Origin of the sequence: Sphingopyxis sp. Geo48 (assembly GCF_949769155.1) — a bacterium.
In the GTDB taxonomy this organism is placed as follows: Bacteria; Pseudomonadota; Alphaproteobacteria; order Sphingomonadales; family Sphingomonadaceae; genus Sphingopyxis.
Genome location: NZ_CATKPA010000005.1, coordinates 21,587 through 43,845, shown reverse-complemented (window position 1 = coordinate 43,845; position 22,259 = coordinate 21,587). Strand labels below are relative to the sequence as shown.

The window sequence follows — 22,259 nt, the reverse complement described above, 5'->3', positions numbered from 1 at the left end:
ATCACGTCTCGCGAAGGCGGCGCGGCAGCCGCCCACCGGCGCGATGGAATTCGTAGTCAATGCCGCTTCATGCCTGCAGGCGCCGGGGACCTTTCGCTGCCCCGGTCCCTCGCCTTTCGCCTCCTTTTGGCTGAAAACCAGGGCGCGAGACGCCGCGGAACCTTTCTGTGAGGATGGGCGCCGAGAAGAGGAACTGCCCGCATATGAATTGACAAAGAGAACGTTATCATCTAGGTGAACGTTCACATTATTCGAATGCCGTCACCAGAACGGCGCATTTGGGAGGGTTACGGGATGCAGGCTTCGCACAAGCATTGGCTCGCCAAATTTTTGGTCGGCACGTCGGCGCTGTCGCTGATGGGCGCGGCCCAGGCGGCTATGGCGCAGGAAGCTCCGGCGGACAGCAGCGATAGCGTGGGCGACGAGATCGTCGTTACAGGTATTCGCGCCAGCCTCGAGGCGTCGGCCGATATCAAGCGCAATGCGCAGGGCGTCGTCGACGCGATCTCGGCGGAAGACATCGGCAAATTTCCCGACACCAACCTCGCGGAATCGCTTCAGCGCATTACGGGCGTCTCGATCGACCGGTCGAACGGCGAAGGCTCGCTCGTCACCGTTCGCGGCTTCGGACCCGAATTCAACCTCGTGACGCTCAACGGGCGCCAGATGCCGACCGCCTTCATCGGCGACGGCGGCAGCGCGCCCTCGTCGCGTTCGTTCGACTTCGCCAACCTCGCTTCGGAATCGATCTCGGGGGTCGAGGTTTACAAGAGCGGCCGCGCGACGATCGAGTCGGGCGGCATTGGCTCGTCGATCAACATCCGCACCCCGCGCCCGCTCGACAAGCCAGGCATGCACGGCAGCCTGTCGGCGAAGGCGGTGGTCGATTCCTCGCGCAACAGTGGTGATTCGGTGACGCCCGAAGTGTCGGGCATCTTCAGCACGACCTTTGCCGATGACACCATCGGCTTCGCGATCAGCGGTTCCTACCAGAAGCGCAAGTCGAGCACGAACACCGCGAACGTCGGCTGGCGCGACGGCTATCTTGGCAGCGAGAATAATTGGGGTTCGCTCGCGCAGCCGGGCGACCCGCGCTTCCCGAACATCACCAATCGTCCCGACGCGACCGATGTCTATCAGGTGCCGCAGAACGCGTCCTACGACCTCAACGACATCGATCGCGAGCGCATCAACGGCCAGGCCGTGCTGCAATTCCGCCCGACCGACGGGCTGACCGCGACGATCGACTATACCTATTCGCGCAACACCGTTCAGACCCGCAACAGCAACGTCGGCGTCTGGTTCAACCATGAAGATACGTCGAGCGCGTGGACCGACGGTCCGGTCGCGGGCCCGATCTTCTATACCGAACGCTTCGGTCCCCCGGGACCGGGCTGCGCCGCGCCGTCGCCGCCGCCGCCGAACCAGTGCGCGATCGGCAAGGATCTGTCGTACAGCGGCGCGCTCACCGAAACGCGCGCCGAGAACAAGTCGCTCGGCTTCAACGTCGAGTGGGAGGGCTCCGATGGCGTGAGCTTCGAGCTCGACGCGCATCATTCGACCGCGACGGTAAAGCCCGTCAACGACTATGGGTCGAGCATCTCGGTCGGCAACGCGGTGTTCGGCGTCGCCAACCAGACGATCAATTTCGAGAATGACTTGCCGGTCATCTCGTACAACATGCATCCGGGCATCGACCCGCTGAATGCCGCGCTGATCACGCCGACGGGCAACGCCTTCCGCAACGCCTATTTCAGGGACGAGATCAACCAGGTCCAGCTGCGCGGCCGGTACGATCATGACAGCGGTCTGCTCGATGCCATCGACTTCGGCGTGTCCTATGTCGAGAACAAGGTGCGTTCGGCGTTCGGTACGATCCAGAACGACACCTGGGGCGGTGCGGGTCCGGCGTCGGATATTCCCGACGACATCTTCGAGCTCGAAACCATTCCCGACAAATTCCCGGGGCTGGCGCAGCCGGGGATGATCCAGAGCTTCTACAAGTTCGATTTCGGCCGGATGGTCGACCTGATCGAGGGGCTGTACGGCACGTGCAGCAGCCCGCAGACAGGGGCGCAGGGCGTGCCCGGCACCTGCCTTGCGAAGTTCAACACCGATCGCCGCATCACCGAAAAGACGCTCGCACCCTATCTGCAGGCCTCGGCGGTGTTCGACCTGTTCGGCAATCCGGGTCATTTCGTTGCCGGCATCCGCTACGAGACCACCGACATTTCGTCGGCGGCGCTTGTTCCGGTCCCGGTCGATACCCGCTGGGTCGGCGACAATGAGTTCAACGTCGTCTATTCGGGCGATAGCCAGTTCACGCGCTTCAAGGGCTCGTATGACAATTGGCTGCCGGCGTTCGACCTCGACGTCTCGCCGATGGAGAATGTGAAGCTGCGCGCATCGTACAGCCACACGATCACGCGTCCCGACTATGCCAGCATGCAGGGCGGCCGCACCATCGATACGCTGTTCCGCGTCGGCGGCGGCACCGGCGCACAGGGCAACCCGGGCCTGATCCCGTACAAGTCGAAGAATATCGACCTGTCGGCGGAATGGTATTACGCGCCGGCAAGCTACCTGTCGGTCGGCTATTTCCATAAGGATGTCAGCAACTTCATCTCGTCGACGCGGATCGACACCAATGCGTTCGGACTGACGACTCCGGTCGGCGGCCCGCGCTGGAACGCGGCGATCGCCGCGCTCGGTGCCAGTGCGACGGTGGCGCAGATCCGCCAATATATCATCACCAACTTCCCGAGTACGGTGACCGGAAACATCATCAACAGCGCCCCTGGCGATCCGTTGCTGAATTTCGAGATCACGACGCCGATCAACAGCGACCAGACCGCCTCGCTGAACGGATGGGAATTCGCGCTCCAGCACAGCTTCTGGGACACCGGCTTCGGCGTCATCCTGAACTACACGATCGTCAATGGCGATGCGACCTACGACAATACGCAGCCATCGTCGGTCCCGCAGTTCGCGCTGACCGGGCTCAGCGACAGCGCGAACGCCGTGCTCTTCTACGACAAGGGGCCGCTCCAGGGCCGTGTGGCGTGGAACTGGCGCGACGAATATCTTTCGGGCACCGGTCCCAACCCTTTCTATGTCGAGGATTATTGGCAGATCGACGCCAGCGCGAGCTATGAGTTCATCCCGGGCCTTACGGGTTTCGTCGAGGCGATCAACCTGACGGGCGAAGGACGGCGGGGGCATCTCCGCAGCAAGAACAACGTGAGCTTCGTGTCGCCGGGCTATGCCCGCTACGCTGCCGGGGTCCGGTTCACCTTCTAGGCGCGGCGTCCCCCGTCCGCCCGTTGGCGAGAGAGCCGCGCCTCCCATGGGGTGCGGCTCTTTTGCGTGACGGATCGTTGCGAGTGGCTTAGGAACGTTCCCAATGACGCAAAAGGTCGAGAGGGTTGTGATCGTGGGCGGCGGCACCGCCGGGTGGCTGGCGGCGTCGCTGATCGCGACATCACGCCGCGCGAAGGCGGCGCCGCTGTGGGTGACCGTGGTCGAGGCGCCCGATGTGCCGATCGTCGGGGTCGGCGAGGGCACCTGGCCGACGATGCGCACGACGCTCCAGACGATCGGGCTCGACGAGGCCGAATTTCTGGCCGCGTGCGACGGTGCGTTCAAACAGGCGTCGCGCTTCGACGGCTGGGTCGACGGGTCGGCGGGCGACAGCTATCTCCATCCTTTCACCACACCGCCGCCGCTGCCGATGGGCGAGCTGCTCGCGGCTTGGCAGGCGACCGCGCCCGACCAGCCCTTCGCGGCGGCGATGAGCGCGCAGGCCGCGGTCTGCGACCTCCACCTCGCGCCGCGCCAGCGCGCGATGCCCGGCTATCAGGGCGCGACGAATTACGCCTATCATTTCGCGACCGAGAAATTCGGCGCGCTGCTCGGCGCTCACGCGAAGCGGAACCCGCTGATTACGCATATCCTCGACCATGTGACGGGCGTCCGGCATGCCGAAAATGGCGATATCGCTGCGCTGACGACACGCAGCGGCCGCGAGGTCGAAGGCGACCTCTTCATCGATTGCAGCGGCTTCAAGGGGCTGCTGATCGACGGCGCGCTGGGCGTCGAGTGGGTCGACCGCAGCGACCATGCGTTCAACGACCGCGCGATCGCCTCGCAGGTGCCGGTGCCCCCGGGCAGCCCGATCGCCTCGCAGACGATCGCGACCGCGCACGAAGCGGGATGGATCTGGGACATCGGCCTGCCGTCGCGGCGCGGCATCGGCTGCGTCTATTCGAGCCGCTTCATGGACGCCGAGCGGGCCGAGGCGATCCTTCGCAACTATATAGCCCGCGAATTGCCGGGCGCCGTGCCCGACAGCAATGTGTTCGGGGTGCCGTTCCGGCATATCGGTTTCAAGACCGGTCACCGCGAGCGCTTCTGGGAACGCAACTGCCTGTCGGTCGGGCTCGCTGCGGGCTTCGTCGAACCGCTCGAGGCCTCGGCGATTGTATTGATCGAGCTGTCGCTGCGCGCGCTCATCGACAATTTCCCGGCCGACCGCGCGGCGATGGATATCCACGCCGGGCGCTTCAACAAGCTGTTCCGCTATCGCTGGGATCGCATCATCGAGTTTCTGAAGCTCCACTATGTGCTGAGCCGCCGCGAGGAGCCCTATTGGCGCGCACACCGCGACCCCGACCATATCCCGCCGCACCTCGCCGATCTCTTGACGCTGTGGCGCGACCAGCCGCCGTCATCGTCGGATTTCCCCTACATCGACGAGATTTTCTCGGCGCAGAGCCATCAATATATCCTTTACGGTATGGGCTTTCCGCCGCCCGCGGGCTGGCCCGCCAGCGACGGCGCGGTGGCGGCGCTCGCCGAGATGCGCCAGCGCGCTCGCACGCTCGCGGCCGGCCTGCCGACCAACCGCGCCTATCTCGACGCACTCGCCGGCGAGCGCCCTGCCGCAGCAGAAGCTGGCGCCGAATAGAAAGACCCGCATGACCAACCACGCTATTCTCGACCAGACTGTCCACCAGGATCTGCGCGTGCGTGTCGATGCGGGGGCCGACCTTGGCGACGGAGTGATGGCGACGCTGACCGTGCCGTCCGAGTTCCGAAACATCCAGGGCCATTTCCCGATCCTGTTCCGCCGCGAGGCCGGACAGGACCAGTTTTTCGCGGTCGCGCTGCTCGGCTTCGAATCGGGCGAGAATCTGTTCCTCGACGGCGCGCGCTGGGATGCCGGATACCGGCCGCTGTCGCTCGCGATCCAGCCCTTCCTCGTCGGCCGCCCCGCGAGCGGCGATGGCCCCGCGCAGGTGCATGTCGACCTTGCGCACCCGCGTATCGCGTCGGGCGACGAAGGGGTGCGGCTGTTCGACGCGGCGGGGCTGGCGACCCCGTATCTCGAGGAGATCGCGGGCAAGCTCGGCGACCTCGATCTCGGCTACCGTCAGAGCGCCGCCTTCTTCGATGCGCTGGCCGAGCATGACCTGCTCGAACCTTTCACGCTCGAGGTGACGCTCGACGACGGATCGGTCAATTCGCTCGTCGGTTTTCACATCATCGACGAGGCGAAGCTCCGCGCGCTCGACGCGGCGGCGCTCGGCAAGCTGCACGGTGACGGCCACCTGATGCCGATCTTCATGGCGCTCGCCTCGCTCTCGCAGCTTCGTCCGCTCGTCGACCGCAAGAACCGCAGGCGGCGCCATGGCTGACCGCGACGGCCCGATCTACGACCGCCTGGCCCGCGTACCCGAGCGCGAGTGGAGCGGCGCCGGGCTCGATTCGCTGCTCGACGATGCGCGCGAGCCCTTCGTGCTGCGCGGGCTCGTAGCCGGCTGGCCGCTCGTCGCCGCGGCGAAACGCTCGGCGCGCGATGTGCGCCGCTATCTGGTCGATCATGCGCGCGACCGTCCGTTCATGGTGTCGATCGGGCCGCCCGGACACGACGGGCGGCTGTTCTACGATCACGATATGGCGATGAATTTCCGGTCCGGGACGGGCAAGCTCACCGACATCTTCGCCGGAATCGACAAGGGCGAACAGCTTGGCGACATTCGCACCGTCTATCTCGCGTCGATCGACATCCCGACGCATTTCGACGGACTCGACGAGGCCAATCCGGTCGATCTCGGCGCGCGCGATCCGCTGAAGAGCATCTGGATCGGGACGCGCACGCGGATCGCCGCGCACAATGATTTCCCCGACAATCTTGCCTGCTGCGCGGCAGGACGGCGGCGCTTCACGCTGTTTCCGCCCGACCAGTTCCGCAACCTCTATCTCGGGCCGATCGACCACACTCCTGCGGGTCGCGTCGTCAGCATGGTCGATTTCGATGCCCCCGATCTCGCCGCGTATCCGCGCTTTGTCGAGGCGATGGCGCATGCGCTGACCGTCGAGCTCGAACCGGGCGACGCGATCTTCATCCCCTCGATGTGGTGGCACCACGTCGAGGGGCTCGCCGACTTCAACATCCTCGTCAATTACTGGTGGCGGCGCACCCCGGCCTGGCTCGGCCAGCCGCAGGAAGCGCTCAATCACGCGATCCTCGCGATCCGTGATCTGCCGCCTGAGGACAAGGCGATCTGGCGCGACCTGTTCGACCATTATGTCTTCGAAAATGATGGCGGCGTGACCGACCATATTCCCGAATCCGCGCGTAGCATCCTCGCCCCGCTCACCCCCGAGACGGCGGGGCGGCTGCGCGCTTTCTTGCTAAGGACACTCAGCCGATGAACGATACCAAGCCACTCCGCCGCGTCGTGATCGCCGGCGGGGGAACATCGGGCTGGATGATGGCGGCGGCCATCGCACGGACGCTAGGGCATACGGTCGACCTGACGCTGGTCGAGTCCGAACAGATCGGCACGATCGGCGTCGGCGAATCCACCATCCCGCCACTCGTCAATTTCAACCGTATCCTCGGCATAGCCGAGCCCGAATTCATGCGCGCGGCGCAGGCGACCTTCAAGCTCGGCATCCTGTTCGACAACTGGAAATATGACGGGCACAGCTATTTCCACAGCTTCGGGCTCAGCGGGAAGGACCATTGGTCGGCGGGTTTCCAGCATTTCTGGCTCGCCGCGCGCGCGAAGGGCTATCCGCACAGCTACGACGATTATTGTCTCGAGCTTGTCGCCGGGCTGCAGGGCAAGTTCGCGCACCTGCCCGAAGACCGGATGAACTACGCCTATCATGTCGATGCGACGCTCTATGGCCGCTACCTGCGCAAGCTCGCCGAGGCCGACGGTGCGAAGCGCGTCGAGGGCAGGATCGAAAGGGTCGAACTCGACGGCGAGACCGGCAACATCGCCGCGCTGCTGCTCGACGGCGACCGCCGGATCGAAGGCGACATGTTCGTCGACTGCACGGGCTTCCGCGGCCTGCTGATCGACGGCGCGTTGCACGCGGGGTTCGAGGACTGGTCGCACTGGCTGCCCAACGACAGCGCGATCGCGGTCCAGTCGGATCATCTCGGCCCGCCGATGCCCTATACGCAGGCCATCGCGCACGACGCCGGTTGGCAATGGCGCATTCCGCTGCAGCACCGGATGGGCGCGGGGATCGTCTATTCGAGCGGATATCTCTCCCGCGACGAGGCGTTGAACCGGCTGATGTCGAGCGTCGGCACGCCGCGGATCGAACCGTTCGACATCAAGTTCAAGGGCGGGGTCCGCCGCAAGCAATGGTATCGCAACTGCGTCGCGGTCGGGCTGGCCGGCGGCTTCGTCGAGCCGCTCGAGGCGACGACGGTCCACCTGATCCAGCGCGCGGTGCTGCGCTTTATCCGCCTGATGCCGAACGGGCGCGTCAGCGAGCGCGACGCGATCGAGTTCAACGAGCAGCAGCGGCAGGATATCGAGCAGATCCGCGACTTCGTGATCCTGCATTACAAGGCGACCGAGCGCCGCGACAGCCCGTTCTGGCGCCATGTTGCGAACATGCCGGTTCCCGACAGCCTGCAACAGAAAATCGAGCTTTTCCGCGAAACCGGCCGCACCTTCCGCAAGAATGAGGAATTGTTCGCCGAGAACAGCTGGGTGCAGGTGATGATGGGGCAGGGGGTCGAGCCGCAGAGCTGGCACCCGATCGCCGAGAAGTTCGGCGACGACGAGCTTGAGAAATTCATGGCGGGCCTGCGAGAAAATGTCGCGCGCACCGCCGCGACGCTGCCCGATCATCACGCCTATGTCGCACGCTATTGCGGCGCCGCGGAGCCGCAGGCGGCGTGATCGGGCTCCGCGCCCTGAAAAAGATGGAAATCGAGCGGGTTCGCGTCTGGCAATGCGCCGATGGGAACGCTAGCAGTCCGCAGTGGAGCGAAACGGAGGGGCAGCGGGGCTGATGGGGCGGCGGCGGCAATCGGTGACGATCAAGCATGTGGCGGCCGACGCGGGCGTGTCGCTGCAGACGGTGAGCCGCGTCATCAACAACGAACCCAATGTTCGCGCCGAGATGAAGGAGCGGGTGCAGGCGTCGATCGACAAGCTGGGCTATGTTCCTTCGATCGCTGCACAGCGGATGAGCGGATCGCGCTCGTACCTGATCCTTGCGATCAACGACCGCGAACGCACGATCGCCGACTGGAAGGCGCGGCAGGGCACCGACTGGGTCGACCAGATGCTGTTCGGCGGGATGCTGAAATGCGCCGAATATGGCTATCGCATGATCTTCGAGCTGGTCGATACGCATAGCGATCATGTCGAACGCGAGCTCCGCGCGACGATCGCCGCGCTGCAGCCCGATGGCGTGATCCTGACCCCGCCACACTCGGACAATCCGCTGATCGTGAACCTGCTTCATCACCAGCGGATACCCTTTGCGCGGATCGGCTCGCACGGCGGCGCGGCGGGGATCGCGCTGACGATGGACGACGAGGGGTCGGCGGCGCGTGCGACGCGGCACCTGATCGATCTCGGGCACCGGCGCATCGGCTTCATCTCGGGCTCGGTCGAATATGACCTCAGCCACTGGCGCATCGACGGCTGGAGGGCCGAGATGGCGGCAGCAGGGCTGCCCGTCGACGGCCTGCTCGCCGAGGGCGATTTCAGCTATGCCTCGGGCGAAGCGGGCGCGCGCGCGTTGCTCGCCGGACCGAACCCGCCGAGCGCGATCATCGCGAGCAACGATCAAATGTCGCTCGCGACGCTGGAGGTCGCGCGCGAACTCGGGCTCGACGTGCCGCGCGACTTGTCGATCGTCAGCTTCGACAACACGCCGATCGTCCATTTCAGCCAGCCGCCGCTGACCGCAGTCGACCAGCCGGTGGCGGAGACGGTCGCGCGTGCGGTCGAACTGATCATCGCGGCGCAGCGCGGCGAGAAGCTGCCCGATGGCCCGACCGTGGTCAGCGGCAGCCTGGTCGAGCGCGGATCGACCGCTCCGCATGGCGGCTGAAGCCGCGGCGCCGCGGCGTCAGTCGACCCGCTTTCTGCTGCTTTACGCACTCGCGTCGGCGGGCGGCGCGATCGCCTATGTTCCCTTCCTGACCCTGCTGCTGCCCGCGCGCATGGCCGAGCTCGCAGGCGCCGCCGATGTCGAATGGCTCGGCTATTCGACCTTCCTCGGCGCGGTCGCGGCGAGCGTCGGCGGCATCGTCTTCGGCTGGCTCAGCGACCGTACGGGCGGGCGGCGCGGCTGGATCGCGGGGGGATTGCTGCTCGCCATCCTGCTGCTGCTGGCGGTGCCGCTGGCGAAAGATGTCACGGCGCTGGTCGCGATCATCGTCGCGTGGCAATTGGCGCTCAACATGATGCTCGGACCGCTTGCGGCGTGGGGCGGCGACCTCGTGCCCGACGAGCAGAAGGGCCTGCTCGGCGGGCTGCTCGCCCTCTCGCCCGCACTCGGCGCCTGGTCGGGAGCGCTGGTGACGCTACCGGGGGTCGTGTCGCTCGAACAGCGGCTCGTGGTCATCGCCGCGCTGATGGCGCTCGCGATCCTGCCCGCGCTGCTCGCCGGGCGTCCGCAGCCCTTTCCCCAACTGATTCAGCGCCAAGCGAAGGGCGAAGCGGCGAAGCAGCCGGCGCAGCCTGCCGTGCGCATGTGGCTCGCCCGCCTGCTCGTCCAGATCGCCGAGGCGGCGCTCTTCGCCTATCTCTATTTCTGGTTCCGCTCGATCGATCCCGCGATGGGCGACCATGAAAAGGCCGGTATCTTCAGCATCGCGCTGACGGTCGCGGTGCCCGTTGCCCTCCTCGCCGGTCGCTGGGCCGACCGCAACGACCGCCCGTTTACCCCGCTCATCCTTGCCGCCGCCCTGTCATCGGTCGGCCTCGTCGGTATGGCGCTGGCGGGCGATGCGGCATCGGCAAAGGCCGCCTATCTGGGCTTCGGAATCGCGACCACAGTCTTCCTGTCGCTTCATTCGGGGCAGATGCTTCGCGTCCTGCCGCGTCCCGAACGGCGCGGACGCGATCTTGGCCTCTTCAACCTCACCAATACCATCCCGTCGCTGATCATGCCCTGGCTGACGATCTCGCTCGTCCCCAGCTTCGGTTTCAGTACGCTTTTCCTGTTGCTTGCGGGGCTCGCAGGGTGCGCAGTGCTACTGCTCGCAACGTTGCCGCGACGCGCCTGATCGCAATTCCGCCGTGGCCCCTTGATTTCGCGAGGGGGCTGTGCGACAGATCGATTGATAACGTTCACATAAAAATGGGATGGGAGTGAAGATGCGTCGACAGGCGATAGCGATGGCGACCGCGCTGCTGCTGACGGGAACCGCCGGCATGGCGATGGCAGAAGCTCCGGGCGAGGCGGCGTCGGCTGCGGTCCACCCCGATCTCTGGCCCGCCGCCAAGAGCCCCACTGCGATCACCGACCCGGCGACCGAGGCGCGGATCGATGCGACGCTGGCGAAAATGACGATCGAGCAGAAGGTCGGGCAGATCGTCCAGGCCGACATTAGCACGATCACGCCAAAGGACCTTGAAACCTATCCGCTCGGATCGATCCTTGCGGGCGGCAACAGCGGCCCGAACGGCAACGAACGGTCGAGCGCCGCCGATTGGGCAAGGCTGGTCGGCGAATTTCGCGCCGTGTCGCAGCGCCCGCAGGCGAACGGCGTTGCGATTCCGATCATCTTCGGCGTCGACGCGGTCCACGGCCATAACAATATTCCGGGCGCGACGCTGTTCCCGCACAATATCGGGCTCGGCGCGGCGCACGACCCCGAGCTTATCCAACGTATCGGCGCGGTCACCGCGGCCGAGATTTCGGGCAGCGGGATCGAATGGACCTTTGCCCCGACGCTCGCAGTCCCGCAGGATCTACGCTGGGGCCGCAGCTATGAAGGCTATTCGTCCGACCCGGCGCTCGTCGCCGCCTATGCGAAGGCGATGGTGACCGGGCTGCAGGGGCCGCTCGTCCCGGGCCGCTCGGTTGACGCGAGCCATGTCGCCGCGACCGCGAAGCACTTCCTCGCCGACGGCGGCACTTTCGAGGGCAGGGACCAGGGCGATGCCAAGATCGGCGAGGCCGAGCTGGTCGCCAAGCACGCACAGGGCTATCCCGCCGCGATCGACGCCGGCGCGCTGACTGTGATGGCCAGTTTCTCGAGCTGGAACGGCATCAAGAATCACGGCAACAAGGGGCTGCTCACCGACGCGCTCAAGGGCAGGATGGGCTTCGAGGGCTTCGTCGTCGGCGACTGGAACGGCCACGGCCAGGTCGCGGGCTGCACCGTCACCGACTGTCCGCAGTCGATCAACGCCGGGCTCGACATGTTTATGGCGCCAGACAGTTGGAAGGGCCTATACGAAACGACGGTCCGCCAGGCAAAGGACGGGACGATTCCCGCCGCGCGCCTCGACGACGCGGTGCGCCGTATCCTGCGCGTCAAATACAAGCTCGGCCTGTTCGACGTCGAGCATGTCGATCGCGGCAATTTCGCCGCCGTCGGCGCGCCCGAGCATCTTGCGATCGCGCGCGAGGCGGTCGCGAAATCGCTCGTGCTGCTCAAGAACAACGGAAGCGTTCTGCCGATCAAGGCCGGTGCGCGCGTGCTCGTCACCGGTCCTGGCGCGAACAGCATGGCGATCCAGTCGGGCGGCTGGACGATCAGCTGGCAGGGCACCGATGTGACCCACGCCGACTTCCCGAACGGTCAGACGATCTGGGAGGGAATGGACAAGGCGGTGCGCGAGGCGGGCGGCATCGCGACGTTGTCCGAAGACGGCTTCTACAAGGAAAAGCCCGACGTCGCGGTCGTGGTGTTCGGCGAGCATCCCTATGCCGAGTTTCAGGGCGACGTCCCGACGCTCGACTACCAGCCCGCCGAGGCGAAAGATCTGGCGACGCTCAAGAAATTGAAAGCGGCGGGCATCCCGGTCGTCGCGGTCTTCCTGTCGGGCCGCCCGATGTTCACCAATCCCGAGATCAACGCCGTCGATGCCTTCGTCGCCGCGTGGCTGCCGGGATCGCAGGGCGCCGGCGTCGCCGACGTGCTGGTCGCGGGCAAGGACGGCAAGACCGCGCGCGGCTTCACCGGAAAGCTGCCCTTCGCCTGGCCGTCGGACGCGCGCTCGCCGATCGAGAAGGCGCAGTTCCCGGTCGGCTACGGCCTCGCCTACGGCGACAAGGTGAAGGTTCCGCAGCTTTCCGAAAAGCTCGGCCTCGACCTCGCTGGCATATTGAACGTCGAGAATTTCTTCTCGGGCGGCCGCGCCCGCGCGCCGTGGTTGCTCTCGGTTACCGATGCAGGCGGATCGCGTCAGGTCGAATCGGGCCCGGTCGACAGCAGCTATGGCCTCCTCAAGACGCGTTCGGTCGATGTCGCGGCGCAGGAGGATGGCAAGAGCTTCGCGTGGAGCGGGCCGGCGGCGTTCCATCTGACCGGCCCCGGTGCCGATATGTCGCGCCAGCTGAACAACAGCTTCGCGCTGCGCATCGACTGGCGGATCGATGCGGTCGGCAGCGGGCTGACGCAGGTCGAACTCGGCGGCAAGGCGTTCGACGTCAGCGGCTGGGTCAAGGCCGCGCCGACCGGGCAGGTTTCGACGATCAAGATTCCGCTGCGCTGCTTCGCCGACGCGGGTGCCGACCTCACCAAGGTCGGCTACGCGACGACGGTGCACGGCGACAAGGGACTTGCGCTGACCTTGCTGTCGGCGCGGATCGAGGCGGTCGGCGAGAATCTCGCTTGCCCGCCGACCGTGAAATAGCCAAACCCGCACACGGGTTGGCGGAGCAGCTTCTCCGGGGAGAGATATCGTGGCCGTCACGCCAGATCTGACCAATAGTGATTCCATTGCCCGAGAGGGCGCCGGGGAGCATGTCGATGCCCCCGAACTGCGCCTGTTCGTCATGGGGCTGTTCTTCATCTTCGGCGGCATCACATCGCTCAACGACGTGATCATTCCGAAGCTGAAGGAACTGTTCACGCTGAACTATACGCAGGCGATGCTCGTGCAGTTCTGCTTCTTCACCGCCTATCTTCTGATCGGGATTCCCGGCGCGAAGCTGGTCAAGAAGATCGGCTATATGCGCGGCGCGGTCGCAGGGCTGTTGACGATGATGGTCGGCTGCCTGCTCTTCATCCCGGCGTCGCGGACCGCGACCTATGGCCTCTTCCTGCTCGCGCTCTTCGTCCTCGCGAGCGGCGTGGTCGTCGTCCAGGTCGTCGCCAATCCGCTGATCTCGCTGCTCGGCAAGCCCGAGACCGCGCACAGCCGCCTGACCTTCGCGCAGGCGTTCAATTCGCTTGGCACGACGATCTTTCCGATCGCGGGGTCGGCGCTGATTCTCGGCAGCCTGGCAAAAGTGAGCGCCGACCAGCTGTCGGGCGCCGAACTCGATGCCTATCGGACCGCCGAGAGCCAGGCGATCGTCCACGGTTATCTCGGTATCGCGGTCGCGCTGGCGGTGGTGGCGGGAGCGGTATGGCTGTTCCGCAACCGTCTGCAAGGCGAGAAGCATGAGGCGAGCGCAGGGCTGACGGGATTCGACCTCCTCAAACGTCCGCGCTTCGGTTTCGGGGCGCTCTGCATCTTCCTTTATGTCGGCGCGGAAGTGTCGATCGGCTCGCTGATCGTCAGCTACCTCATGCAACCGGGCGTGATGGGGTTGCAGGAACAGGCCGCCGGCAAGCTTATCGGCCTTTATTGGGGCGGCGCGATGATCGGCCGCTTCATCGGCTCGGCGGTGATGCGCGTCATCAGCCCCGGCAAGCTGCTCGCGTGCGTCGCGGTCGGTGCGATCACCCTGATCCTGATCTCGATCGGCACAACGGGCAGCGTGTCGGGTTACAGCCTACTCGCCATCGGCCTGATGAACTCGATCATGTTCCCGACGATCTTCAGCCTCGCGTCGGAAAAGCTCGGGCCGCGCGCGGCCGACGGATCGGGGATCATCAATGTCGCGATCTTCGGCGGCGCGGTCGTTCCGCTCGCGACCGGTGCGCTTGCCGACCTCACGGGGCACCTCGGCTTCGCGCTGTTGCTGCCCGCCGCCTGCTACGCGATCATCGCTGCCTTCGGCGTGTATGCCCGGCGGCCGGCGCCGGACCTCGCGGATCGCACCGCCTGACCCAAAAAGGGGGACCCGCCCACCCGCGAGGGGGGCGGGTTTCGGCTTCGCGGCAATCCGTCTGTTCGACCGGGCCGCAGCGGGGCGCAGGATTCATCGCCTTTCCGCGCCGCGCTTTGCTATCAGGGCCGGCGCGCACGAAGGAGACACGCCATGGCCCAAGGCACCGCCCGTATCGGCAAGGACAAATACCGCACCCAGATCAGCGTCGGCGGCCGCGACATCGTCGCCGACGAGCCGCCCGCGCTCGGCGGGCAGGGCGCGGGATTCGCGCCCTATGACCTGCTGCTCGCCAGCCTTGGCGCCTGCACCGCGATAACGCTGCGCATGTATGCCGACCGCAAGGGCTGGCCGATGGAGTCGCTCGAAGTCGCGCTGCGGCTGCACGGGATCGAGGAGAAAAGGATCGACCGCACGCTGACGATCGCCGGTCTCGACGACGAGCAGCGGGCGCGGATGGCCGATATTGCCGAGCGCACGCCGGTGACGCTGACGCTCAAGAACGGCCTGCCGATCGATACGCGTCTCGCCTGACAGACCATAGCGCGCAGGGCCGCCCCCAAGGCATCGTTTACGCGGCCTTTACCACTCTTGTTGCATGACATCCGGCGATGTTTGCGACTGGGGACATGTGATGGACAGCTTGCGCGGACTGCTTTCGGGCAGCCACGACCAGGACGATGGCGCGATCGACGCGCCGCCGGTGGTCGGGGTCGACGAACGGCGGATGCAGGTCAGGGCCTATAATTACTGGGCTTCGCTGCTGGCCGACCGCGCCTATCCGTCGGTCGAGGATGTCGACCTCGAGGGCGCCGATTTCGGGCCGCACGCGGTGCTGCTCGACTTCACCACCGGCATCGAGAATCCGGGCATTTCCTTCCTTGGCGAAAAACTGCGCGAGGAATCGGAGATCGGCGAGGACGTCCATTATATCAACCAGATCCCCGGCCGCTCGCTGCTCTCGCGGCTGACCGACCATTATCTCCAGATCATCGCCAACCGCGCGCCGATCGGCTTCGAGGCCGAGTTCGTTAACGACCGCGGCGTGACCATCATGTATCGCGGCATACTGCTGCCCTTCTCGTCCGACGACGACACGATCGACTTCATCATGGGCGTGATCAACTGGAAGGAGGGCGTTCCCGCCGAGCAGGAAGCCGAACTGCAGCTTTCGGTCGAGCAGGCGCTGCGCACCGCCGCGCCGCTGACCGCGCCGGTTCCGGTGTGGGCCGATGGTCCCGATTCCGAGCATATCGACGAAGGCGCGGCGCCGGGCTTCGCGGCGCTTGGCGACGAGGACGAGATGTTGCTGACCGAGACCGCCGACGAAGACGTCCCCATCTCCGCCGATCCCGGCACCGACGCCGAACTCGCCGACTGGCTGGCGCTCGCGCGCGAGACCGCCGAGCGCGCGATCGCCGCCGACAGCCGCAGCCGCTCCGCGCTCTATCAGGCGGTGGGCAAGGCGTGGGACTTCGCGCTCGCGGCCGAGGCCCAGCCCGAAGCCTTTGCAGAGATGCTGGAGGACGCCGGGCTGCAGGCGCAGGACCGCGCGCCGATGACCCCTGTCGTCAAGCTCGTGTTCGGGGCGAATTACGACAAGACTCGGCTTGCCGAATATGCCTGTGTGCTTGGGCACGCGAAGGAAGAGGGCGTCGCCCGCGGCGAACTCGCTGCCTATCTCGACCGCTATCCGGGCGGCCTCAAGGGACTGGTCAAGGACGCGCGCGCGCGTCGCAAACCCGAAGGTGACGCCTCCGACAAGGGCGAGGATGCGGTGGAGGCACTCCGCCGCGCGCATCCCGCGCTGATCCTCGAACATGATGCGGGCGAGGCCGAGTTCGTCGTGCTGATCGCGCGCGCGATGCCGGGCGGACATATCGGTATCGTCGCCAAGGCGGCCGACGATCCGGCGCTGATCGCCAGGCTCGCCAAAAAGGCGATCGCGATCACGTCGTAAAATTGCGGGACGGGACCGGGGTGGAGGTGCGGAATGCGCAATCTTCATCGCCGGGAGGATCGCCGCCGGGCCGTCTTCGCAAGTCCGCGTAATAGATAATCTGAAAATTGAAATTATTTTACGCGGGCGCTCGACAGGGTCTTGAGCCGCGCGCGCCACAGGCGCATAGGAGGGCCCTGCAAACGGGCTGGCCGAATCCCCCGCAGAGGCCCGCCCTTCTTGGTTCGGGATGCTGCCCCCTATGACTTCCACCTTGTCCGACGCCGCCGAAGCCGAAGCCTCGCCGGCCCAGCAAGTTCCTTCAAAATTCGCCAAGGCCTTCGCGGCTGCGCTCCACGGCAGCGCCCTGCCCGGCGAGGGCGACGATCTCGATACCAAGGCGCTCGCCGCAGCCGGCGAATTTGCGGGGCGCGCGGCGCTCGGACGGAGCGAAGGCAAGCCCTCGCTGCTGCTCGAACCCGTCATCGCCGATGGCACCGACCGGCGCATGCGCCTCGTCGTCGTCAACGACGACATGCCGTTTCTCGTCGACTCGACCTCGCAGATCGTCGGCGCGCAGGGGCTTGCGATCCATCGCATCCTGCATCCCGTCGTCTCGGTCGAGCGTGACGCGAAGGGCAAGCTGACAGCGGTCGGCACGGGGAGCGACCGCGAATCGGTCATCTATATGGAACTCGAACGCGGCGATGCGCGCGCGCGCCGCCGCTTGCTCGATGCGCTCGAAGCCGCGCTCGCCGACGTGCGTGCCGCGGTGACCGACTGGAAAGCGATGCGCGCCGCGATGCTCGCCGACGCGGCGATGCGTGCCGACGGGGAAGCCGCCGAACTGCTGCGCTGGTTCGAAGGTGGCGCGATGACGCAACTCGGCCACGAATGGCGTACCCGCGATGGTGCGGTTCAGGACGCGCTCGGCATTTCGACGTCGCGTGCCGAGCAGCTGTTGTCGCAGACCGCGCTCGACGCCGCTTTCGACTATTTCGACAAGGGTCATTCCTCGCCGCTGCTGATCAAGTCGAACCGCTTGTCGTCGGTACATCGCCGCGTGTTGCTCGACCTCGTCATCGTGCCGGAATTCAAGGGCAAGAAGGTCGAGCGCCTGTCGATCCATGCGGGCCTGTGGACCAGCGCCGCGCTGTCGACGCCGCCCGCGAAGGTGCCGATGCTGCGCGCGCAGCTCGACGCGCTGATGGCGAAATTCGGCTTCGACCCGGCGGGACACGCGGGCAAGGCGCTCGCGCACGCGCTGACCGCGTTGCCGCACGACCTGCTGATCGCCTTCGATAGCGCCGCCCTCGAGGATCTGGTGCTCACCTCGATGTCGATCACCGACCGCCCGCGGCCAAAGATTGTCGCGGTGCGCAGTGCGCTCGGCCGTCACCTGTTCGTTTTCGTCTGGTTGCCGCGCGACGAGGTATCGACCGGCCGCCGCAAGGATGTCGAGGCGATGCTGGTGCGCGCGGCGAAGGCCGGCGTGATCAACTGGACGATGGTGCTGGAAGACGGGGGCGCGGCGCTGATGCGCTTCACGCTCGACCTGCGCGGCGAGGGCGTCGTTCCCGATACCGACGCGCTGAATGCCCAGCTCGAACAGATGGTGCGCGGCTGGCTGCCCGAGGTCGAGGCTGCGCTGGCGCGCCATGGCGACGCCGGCCGCGCGGCGGCGCTTGCCGCGCGCTTCGCGCCGCTGTTCCCCGCGAATTATCGCAACAGCTACAGCCCCGAGGAGGCGGCGCTCGATATCCTCCAGCTTCGCGATCTCGACGCGGACCGTCCGCGCGGGGTCCAGATCGTCCGTCAGACTCTCGACGGCGACGACGAGCTGCGGCTGAAGGTGTACAGCGCCGCTGGACCGCTCGCGCTTTCGGATGTCGTCCCCGCGCTCGAACATTTCGGCTTCGAAGTGCTCGAGGAAATCCCGACCGAGGTCGCGCGCGCGCATGGCGAAGGCGATGATGGCCGGTCGGCCTTCATCCACGATTTCTCGCTGCGCCTGCCTCCGTCGGTCGACGAACTCGGGCTGCTTCCCTTTGCCGAGGTCATCGAAACTGCGATTGCCGCGGTGCTCGACGGCAAGGCGGAGAATGACGCGTTCAACCAGCTCGTCCTCGTCAGCCAGACCGATCCGCAGGCGATCGTGTGGCTTCGCGCCTGGTTCCGCTACCTGCGTCAGGGCGGCGCGAGCTATGGCATGGACACCGTCGTTGCGGCGCTCCGTCATGCGCCGGCGCTCACGTCTGCGCTGATCGACCGCTTCCGGGCGCTCCACGATCCGAAGGCGAAGGACGGCGCGCGCGCCGAGGCGCTCGAAGCCGATATCGTTGCGGGTTTCGCCGACATCCAGTCTATCGACGACGACCGCATCCTGCGCCTGTTCCATGCCGTGATCAGCGCGACGCTGCGGACCAACGCTTTCGCGCCCGCCGCGGCCGAGGCGCTGGCGTTCAAGATCGACAGCGCCCTTGTTCCCGGCCTGCCCAAGCCGCTACCGTGGCGCGAAATCTGGGTGTACAGCCCGCGTGTCGAGGGCATCCATCTGCGCGCCGGCCCGGTCGCGCGCGGCGGGCTGCGCTGGTCCGATCGCCGCGACGACTTCCGCACCGAAATTCTCGGACTGATGAAAGCACAGCGCGTGAAGAACGCCGTGATCGTGCCGACCGGCGCGAAGGGCGGCTTCTATCCGAAGGCATTGCCGAGCGCGGCCGAGGACCGCGATGCGTGGTTCGCCGAAGGCACCGAATGTTATCGCATCTTCATCCGCTCGCTCCTGTCGATTACCGACAACCTCGTCGGCGGCAAGGTCGTGCATCCGAAGGGCGTCGTCGTCCGCGACGGCGAGGATCCCTATTTCGTCGTGGCCGCCGACAAGGGCACCGCGACCTTCTCCGACGTTGCCAACGCGCTCGCGATGGAGCGTGACTTCTGGCTCGGCGACGCTTTCGCGAGCGGCGGCTCGAAGGGCTATGACCACAAGGCGATGGGGATCACCGCGAAGGGTGCGTGGGTTTCGGTCCAGCGCCACTTTGCCGAATTGGGCGTCGACGTGCAGACCGACAGCATCCGCGTCGTCGGCTGCGGCGACATGTCGGGCGACGTGTTCGGCAACGGCATGCTGCTGTCGAAGGCGATCCAACTCGTTGCGGCGTTCGACCACCGCCACATCTTCCTCGATCCCAATCCCGATCCGGCGAAAAGCTGGAAGGAACGCGAACGCATGTTCAATCTCCCGCGGTCGAGCTGGGAAGATTATGACAAAAAGCTGATCTCGAAGGGCGGCGGTGTCTTCCCGCGCAGCCAGAAGAGCATCCCGCTGACCCCCGAGGTGCAGGCCGCGCTCGGCCTGTCGGTGAGCGAAATCGACCCCGGTTCCTTGATCTCGGCGATCCTGAAGGCGCCCGCCGACCTCCTCTGGTTCGGCGGCATCGGCACCTATGTGAAGGCCGCAAGTCAAAATAATGCCGAGGTCGGCGACCCCGCGAACGACGCGCTGCGCGTCGATGCCGAGGATCTGCGGGTCCGCGCGGTGGGCGAGGGCGCGAACCTCGGTGTCACGCAGGCTGCACGCATCGCCTTCTCGGCGAGGGGCGGGCGGATCAACACCGACTTCATCGACAACAGCGCGGGCGTCGACTGCTCGGATAACGAGGTCAACATCAAGATCGCGCTCAACCGCGAGATGGCCGAAGGGCGTCTGCCGCAGGAGGCGCGCGACGCGCTGCTCGTGCGGATGACCGACGATGTGTCGGCGCTGGTGCTCGAGGACAACCGCTTGCAGGCGCTCGCGCTGTCGATCGCCGAAAAGGGCGGCGCGGCGGCGGTCCCCTCGCTCGTGCGGATCATGGAGAATTTCGAGGCGACGGGCCGGCTCGACCGCAAGGTCGAAGGGCTCGCCGCGAACGACGAACTGCTCCGCCGCTCGGCCGAAGGACGCGGCTTCACGCGCCCCGAACTTGCGGTGCTGCTCTCGACCGCGAAGCTCGCGCTGCAGGATGCGATCGAGGACAGCGAATTGCCGAACGATCCCGCACTCGGAAGCGATCTGGCGGCAGCCTTCCCGGCCGAAATGCAGCGGGATTTTCCGCAGGCGATCGCCGATCACCAGCTGCGCCGCGAGATCATCGCGACCAAGCTCGCGAACCGGATGATCAACCGCATGGGGATTGCCCATCCCTTCGAGCTCGTCGAAGAGGAAGGCTGTTCGCTCGGCGACGTCGCGGCGGCGTTCGTCGCGGTCCAACGGCTGCTCGGGATGGACGAAATCTGGTCGGCGCTCGACAGTGCGAAGATCGACGAAAGCATCCGCCTCTCGCTCTTCAGCCAGGCGGCGTCGGCGATGACCTCGCAGATGGCCGACCTGCTGCGCGTGACATCGACGCTCGCACAGCCGGGACCGGTCGTTGCGAGGCTCGAACCCGGCGTCGAGCGCCTGATGAGCGGCGTCGACAGCCTGCTCAGTCCATCGGTGCGGCGCCAGTGGGACATGCTGGCGCAGCAATTGCTCGACGCGGGCGCGCCGGAGACATTGACCTCGGCGGTCGTGCGGCTGTTCAAGACCGACGGCGCCATCGGGATCGTCGATCTCGCGGCACGGCGCGGCGACGACGAGGTGGCCGTGACGCACGCCTTCACGCACCTCGGCGAAGCGCTTGGTCTCGACTGGGCGCAGACGCTCGCGGCGCATATGAGCCCCGCCGATCCGTGGGAACGCCTGCTCGTCAACAGCCTCGCGCGCGATTTCCAGCAGATGCGCCTGACCTTCCTTGCCGGGTTGCCGAAGGGCGACCTCGACGCGGCGGTGATCAAATGGCTCGCCGACAACAGCCAGCGCGTCGCGCAATTCCGGGCCACCGTCGATCGCGCGCGGATGATCCCGAATCCGAACGGCGCGATGCTGTCGCACATCGCGGGACAGGCGCGCGGGCTGCTGGGGCGGTAATGCCGTTTCAGCCGCGCGTCGCAATCCTCGTCCCGACGCCTGACTATTACGAGAAGTGGCAGCCCGCCTTTGCACGCAAGGCGGCTGCTCTCACCGCTGTCGGCCTGATCGTCGAACAGCGCGTGTGGACCGATCCGGGCGACCTGTCGGGATACGACCTGATCCTGCCGCTCTTCGCGTGGGGCTATCAGCGCGATGTGGCGGTCTGGTACGCGCTGCTCGACCGATTGGAATCCGAAGCCCTGCCGGTGGTCAATCCGGTACCGGTGCTGCGCTGGAACAGCGACAAGGCCTATCTCGCCGAACTGGGCGCGAAAGGCGTCGCGGTGGTGCCGACGATCGAGGTCGCCGCGCTCGGCGAGGCAGTTCTCGCCGCCGCGCGCGCCGAGCTCGATGCCGAAGAGGTCGTGATCAAGCCCGCGATCTCGGGCGGCGCCGACGGCACGCACCGCATCGCGGCGGGCGCGGCCGTTCCCGCCGACGCGCTCGGACAGCGCCGGCTCGTCCAGCCCCTGATGCCCGGCATCCTGACCGAGGGCGAATATTCGCTCTTCTTCTTCGACGGCAAGTTCAGCCACGCGATCGTCAAGCGCCCCGCCTCGGGCGACTTTCGCGTGCAGGAACAGTTCGGCGGGCGCGAGAGCGACTGGCATGCGAGCGCGGAGGCGCAGGCGCTCGCCGCCGCTGCGCTCGCCGCCGCACCCGCGCCGCCCGTCTATGCGCGCGTCGACATGGTCGGCGATGCGACGGGCAAGCTCCACATCATGGAGTTGGAACTGATCGAGCCGTCACTGTTCCTCCACCACGCGCCCGACAGCGGGGCGGCGTTCGGTCATGCAGTGGCGAGGGCAGTAGTCCTTTAGC

At 66.4% G+C, this 22,259-nt stretch carries 13 protein-coding genes; all 13 read left to right on the top strand.

Annotation, left to right across the window (positions count from 1 at the left end):
* The first annotated feature begins 294 nt into the window (after positions 1-294).
* The 13 genes from QOL79_RS16170 to QOL79_RS16110 all read left to right on the top strand — a co-directional run bounded on the left by QOL79_RS16170 (position 295) and on the right by QOL79_RS16110 (position 22,258).
* On the top strand, positions 295-3,300 hold the full coding sequence (locus tag QOL79_RS16170) for a TonB-dependent receptor (RefSeq protein WP_283420138.1): 3,006 nt from the start codon (positions 295-297) through the stop codon (positions 3,298-3,300).
* Between the two features lie 103 nt (positions 3,301-3,403).
* A complete protein-coding gene (locus QOL79_RS16165) occupies positions 3,404-4,966 on the top strand; it encodes a tryptophan halogenase family protein (RefSeq protein ID WP_283420137.1) in 1,563 nt (520 codons plus the stop codon).
* Positions 4,967-4,976: 10 nt separating this feature from the next.
* Positions 4,977-5,696 (top strand): SapC family protein, encoded by a 720-nt coding sequence (locus tag QOL79_RS16160; protein WP_283420136.1) that lies wholly within the window; start codon positions 4,977-4,979, stop codon positions 5,694-5,696.
* Positions 5,689-6,717 carry a cupin-like domain-containing protein gene (locus QOL79_RS16155; protein WP_283420135.1) on the top strand — a complete coding sequence of 343 codons (1,029 nt, stop codon included), beginning with the start codon at positions 5,689-5,691 and terminating at the stop codon, positions 6,715-6,717. The genes QOL79_RS16160 and QOL79_RS16155 overlap by 8 nt, the downstream gene beginning before the upstream one ends.
* Positions 6,714-8,213 carry a tryptophan halogenase family protein gene (locus QOL79_RS16150; RefSeq protein WP_283420134.1) on the top strand — a complete coding sequence of 500 codons (1,500 nt, stop codon included), beginning with the start codon at positions 6,714-6,716 and terminating at the stop codon, positions 8,211-8,213. Before QOL79_RS16155 ends, QOL79_RS16150 begins: the two co-directional genes overlap by 4 nt.
* 112 nt (positions 8,214-8,325) lie before the next feature.
* Complete coding sequence (locus tag QOL79_RS16145; RefSeq protein WP_058457054.1) at positions 8,326-9,378, top strand: LacI family DNA-binding transcriptional regulator; 1,053 nt, start codon at positions 8,326-8,328, stop codon at positions 9,376-9,378.
* Positions 9,368-10,558: an MFS transporter gene (locus tag QOL79_RS16140; protein WP_283420133.1), complete on the top strand. Its 1,191-nt coding sequence runs from the start codon at positions 9,368-9,370 to the stop codon at positions 10,556-10,558. Before QOL79_RS16145 ends, QOL79_RS16140 begins: the two co-directional genes overlap by 11 nt.
* 112 nt (positions 10,559-10,670) lie before the next feature.
* On the top strand, positions 10,671-13,139 hold the full coding sequence (locus QOL79_RS16135; RefSeq protein WP_283420132.1) for a glycoside hydrolase family 3 protein: 2,469 nt from the start codon (positions 10,671-10,673) through the stop codon (positions 13,137-13,139).
* Positions 13,140-13,188: 49 nt separating this feature from the next.
* Entirely contained in the window at positions 13,189-14,502 is a 1,314-nt protein-coding gene (locus QOL79_RS16130; RefSeq protein ID WP_283420131.1) for a sugar MFS transporter, read from the top strand.
* A 153-nt stretch (positions 14,503-14,655) separates the two neighbouring features.
* Complete coding sequence (locus tag QOL79_RS16125) at positions 14,656-15,036, top strand: OsmC family protein (protein ID WP_283420130.1); 381 nt, start codon at positions 14,656-14,658, stop codon at positions 15,034-15,036.
* Positions 15,037-15,136: 100 nt separating this feature from the next.
* A complete protein-coding gene (locus QOL79_RS16120; protein ID WP_283420129.1) occupies positions 15,137-16,462 on the top strand; it encodes a PAS domain-containing protein in 1,326 nt (441 codons plus the stop codon).
* Positions 16,463-16,703: 241 nt separating this feature from the next.
* The gene (locus QOL79_RS16115) at positions 16,704-21,395 is read left to right on the top strand and encodes an NAD-glutamate dehydrogenase (RefSeq protein ID WP_283420128.1); all 4,692 of its coding nucleotides are present in this window, start codon (positions 16,704-16,706) and stop codon (positions 21,393-21,395) included.
* Positions 21,395-22,258, top strand: a complete 864-nt coding sequence (locus QOL79_RS16110) for an ATP-grasp domain-containing protein (protein ID WP_283420127.1) — start codon at positions 21,395-21,397, stop codon at positions 22,256-22,258. Before QOL79_RS16115 ends, QOL79_RS16110 begins: the two co-directional genes overlap by 1 nt.
* Position 22,259: the final 1 nt, after the last annotated feature.

Coding starts and splice junctions, on each gene's coding strand:
- QOL79_RS16170 (WP_283420138.1), top strand. CDS start 295: ATGCAGGCTTCGCACAAGCATTGGCTCGCCAAATTTTTGGTCGGCACG.
- QOL79_RS16165 (WP_283420137.1), top strand. CDS start 3,404: ATGACGCAAAAGGTCGAGAGGGTTGTGATCGTGGGCGGCGGCACCGCC.
- QOL79_RS16160 (WP_283420136.1), top strand. CDS start 4,977: ATGACCAACCACGCTATTCTCGACCAGACTGTCCACCAGGATCTGCGC.
- QOL79_RS16155 (WP_283420135.1), top strand. CDS start 5,689: ATGGCTGACCGCGACGGCCCGATCTACGACCGCCTGGCCCGCGTACCC.
- QOL79_RS16150 (WP_283420134.1), top strand. CDS start 6,714: ATGAACGATACCAAGCCACTCCGCCGCGTCGTGATCGCCGGCGGGGGA.
- QOL79_RS16145 (WP_058457054.1), top strand. CDS start 8,326: ATGGGGCGGCGGCGGCAATCGGTGACGATCAAGCATGTGGCGGCCGAC.
- QOL79_RS16140 (WP_283420133.1), top strand. CDS start 9,368: ATGGCGGCTGAAGCCGCGGCGCCGCGGCGTCAGTCGACCCGCTTTCTG.
- QOL79_RS16135 (WP_283420132.1), top strand. CDS start 10,671: ATGGCGACCGCGCTGCTGCTGACGGGAACCGCCGGCATGGCGATGGCA.
- QOL79_RS16125 (WP_283420130.1), top strand. CDS start 14,656: ATGGCCCAAGGCACCGCCCGTATCGGCAAGGACAAATACCGCACCCAG.
- QOL79_RS16120 (WP_283420129.1), top strand. CDS start 15,137: ATGGACAGCTTGCGCGGACTGCTTTCGGGCAGCCACGACCAGGACGAT.
- QOL79_RS16115 (WP_283420128.1), top strand. CDS start 16,704: ATGACTTCCACCTTGTCCGACGCCGCCGAAGCCGAAGCCTCGCCGGCC.
- QOL79_RS16110 (WP_283420127.1), top strand. CDS start 21,395: ATGCCGTTTCAGCCGCGCGTCGCAATCCTCGTCCCGACGCCTGACTAT.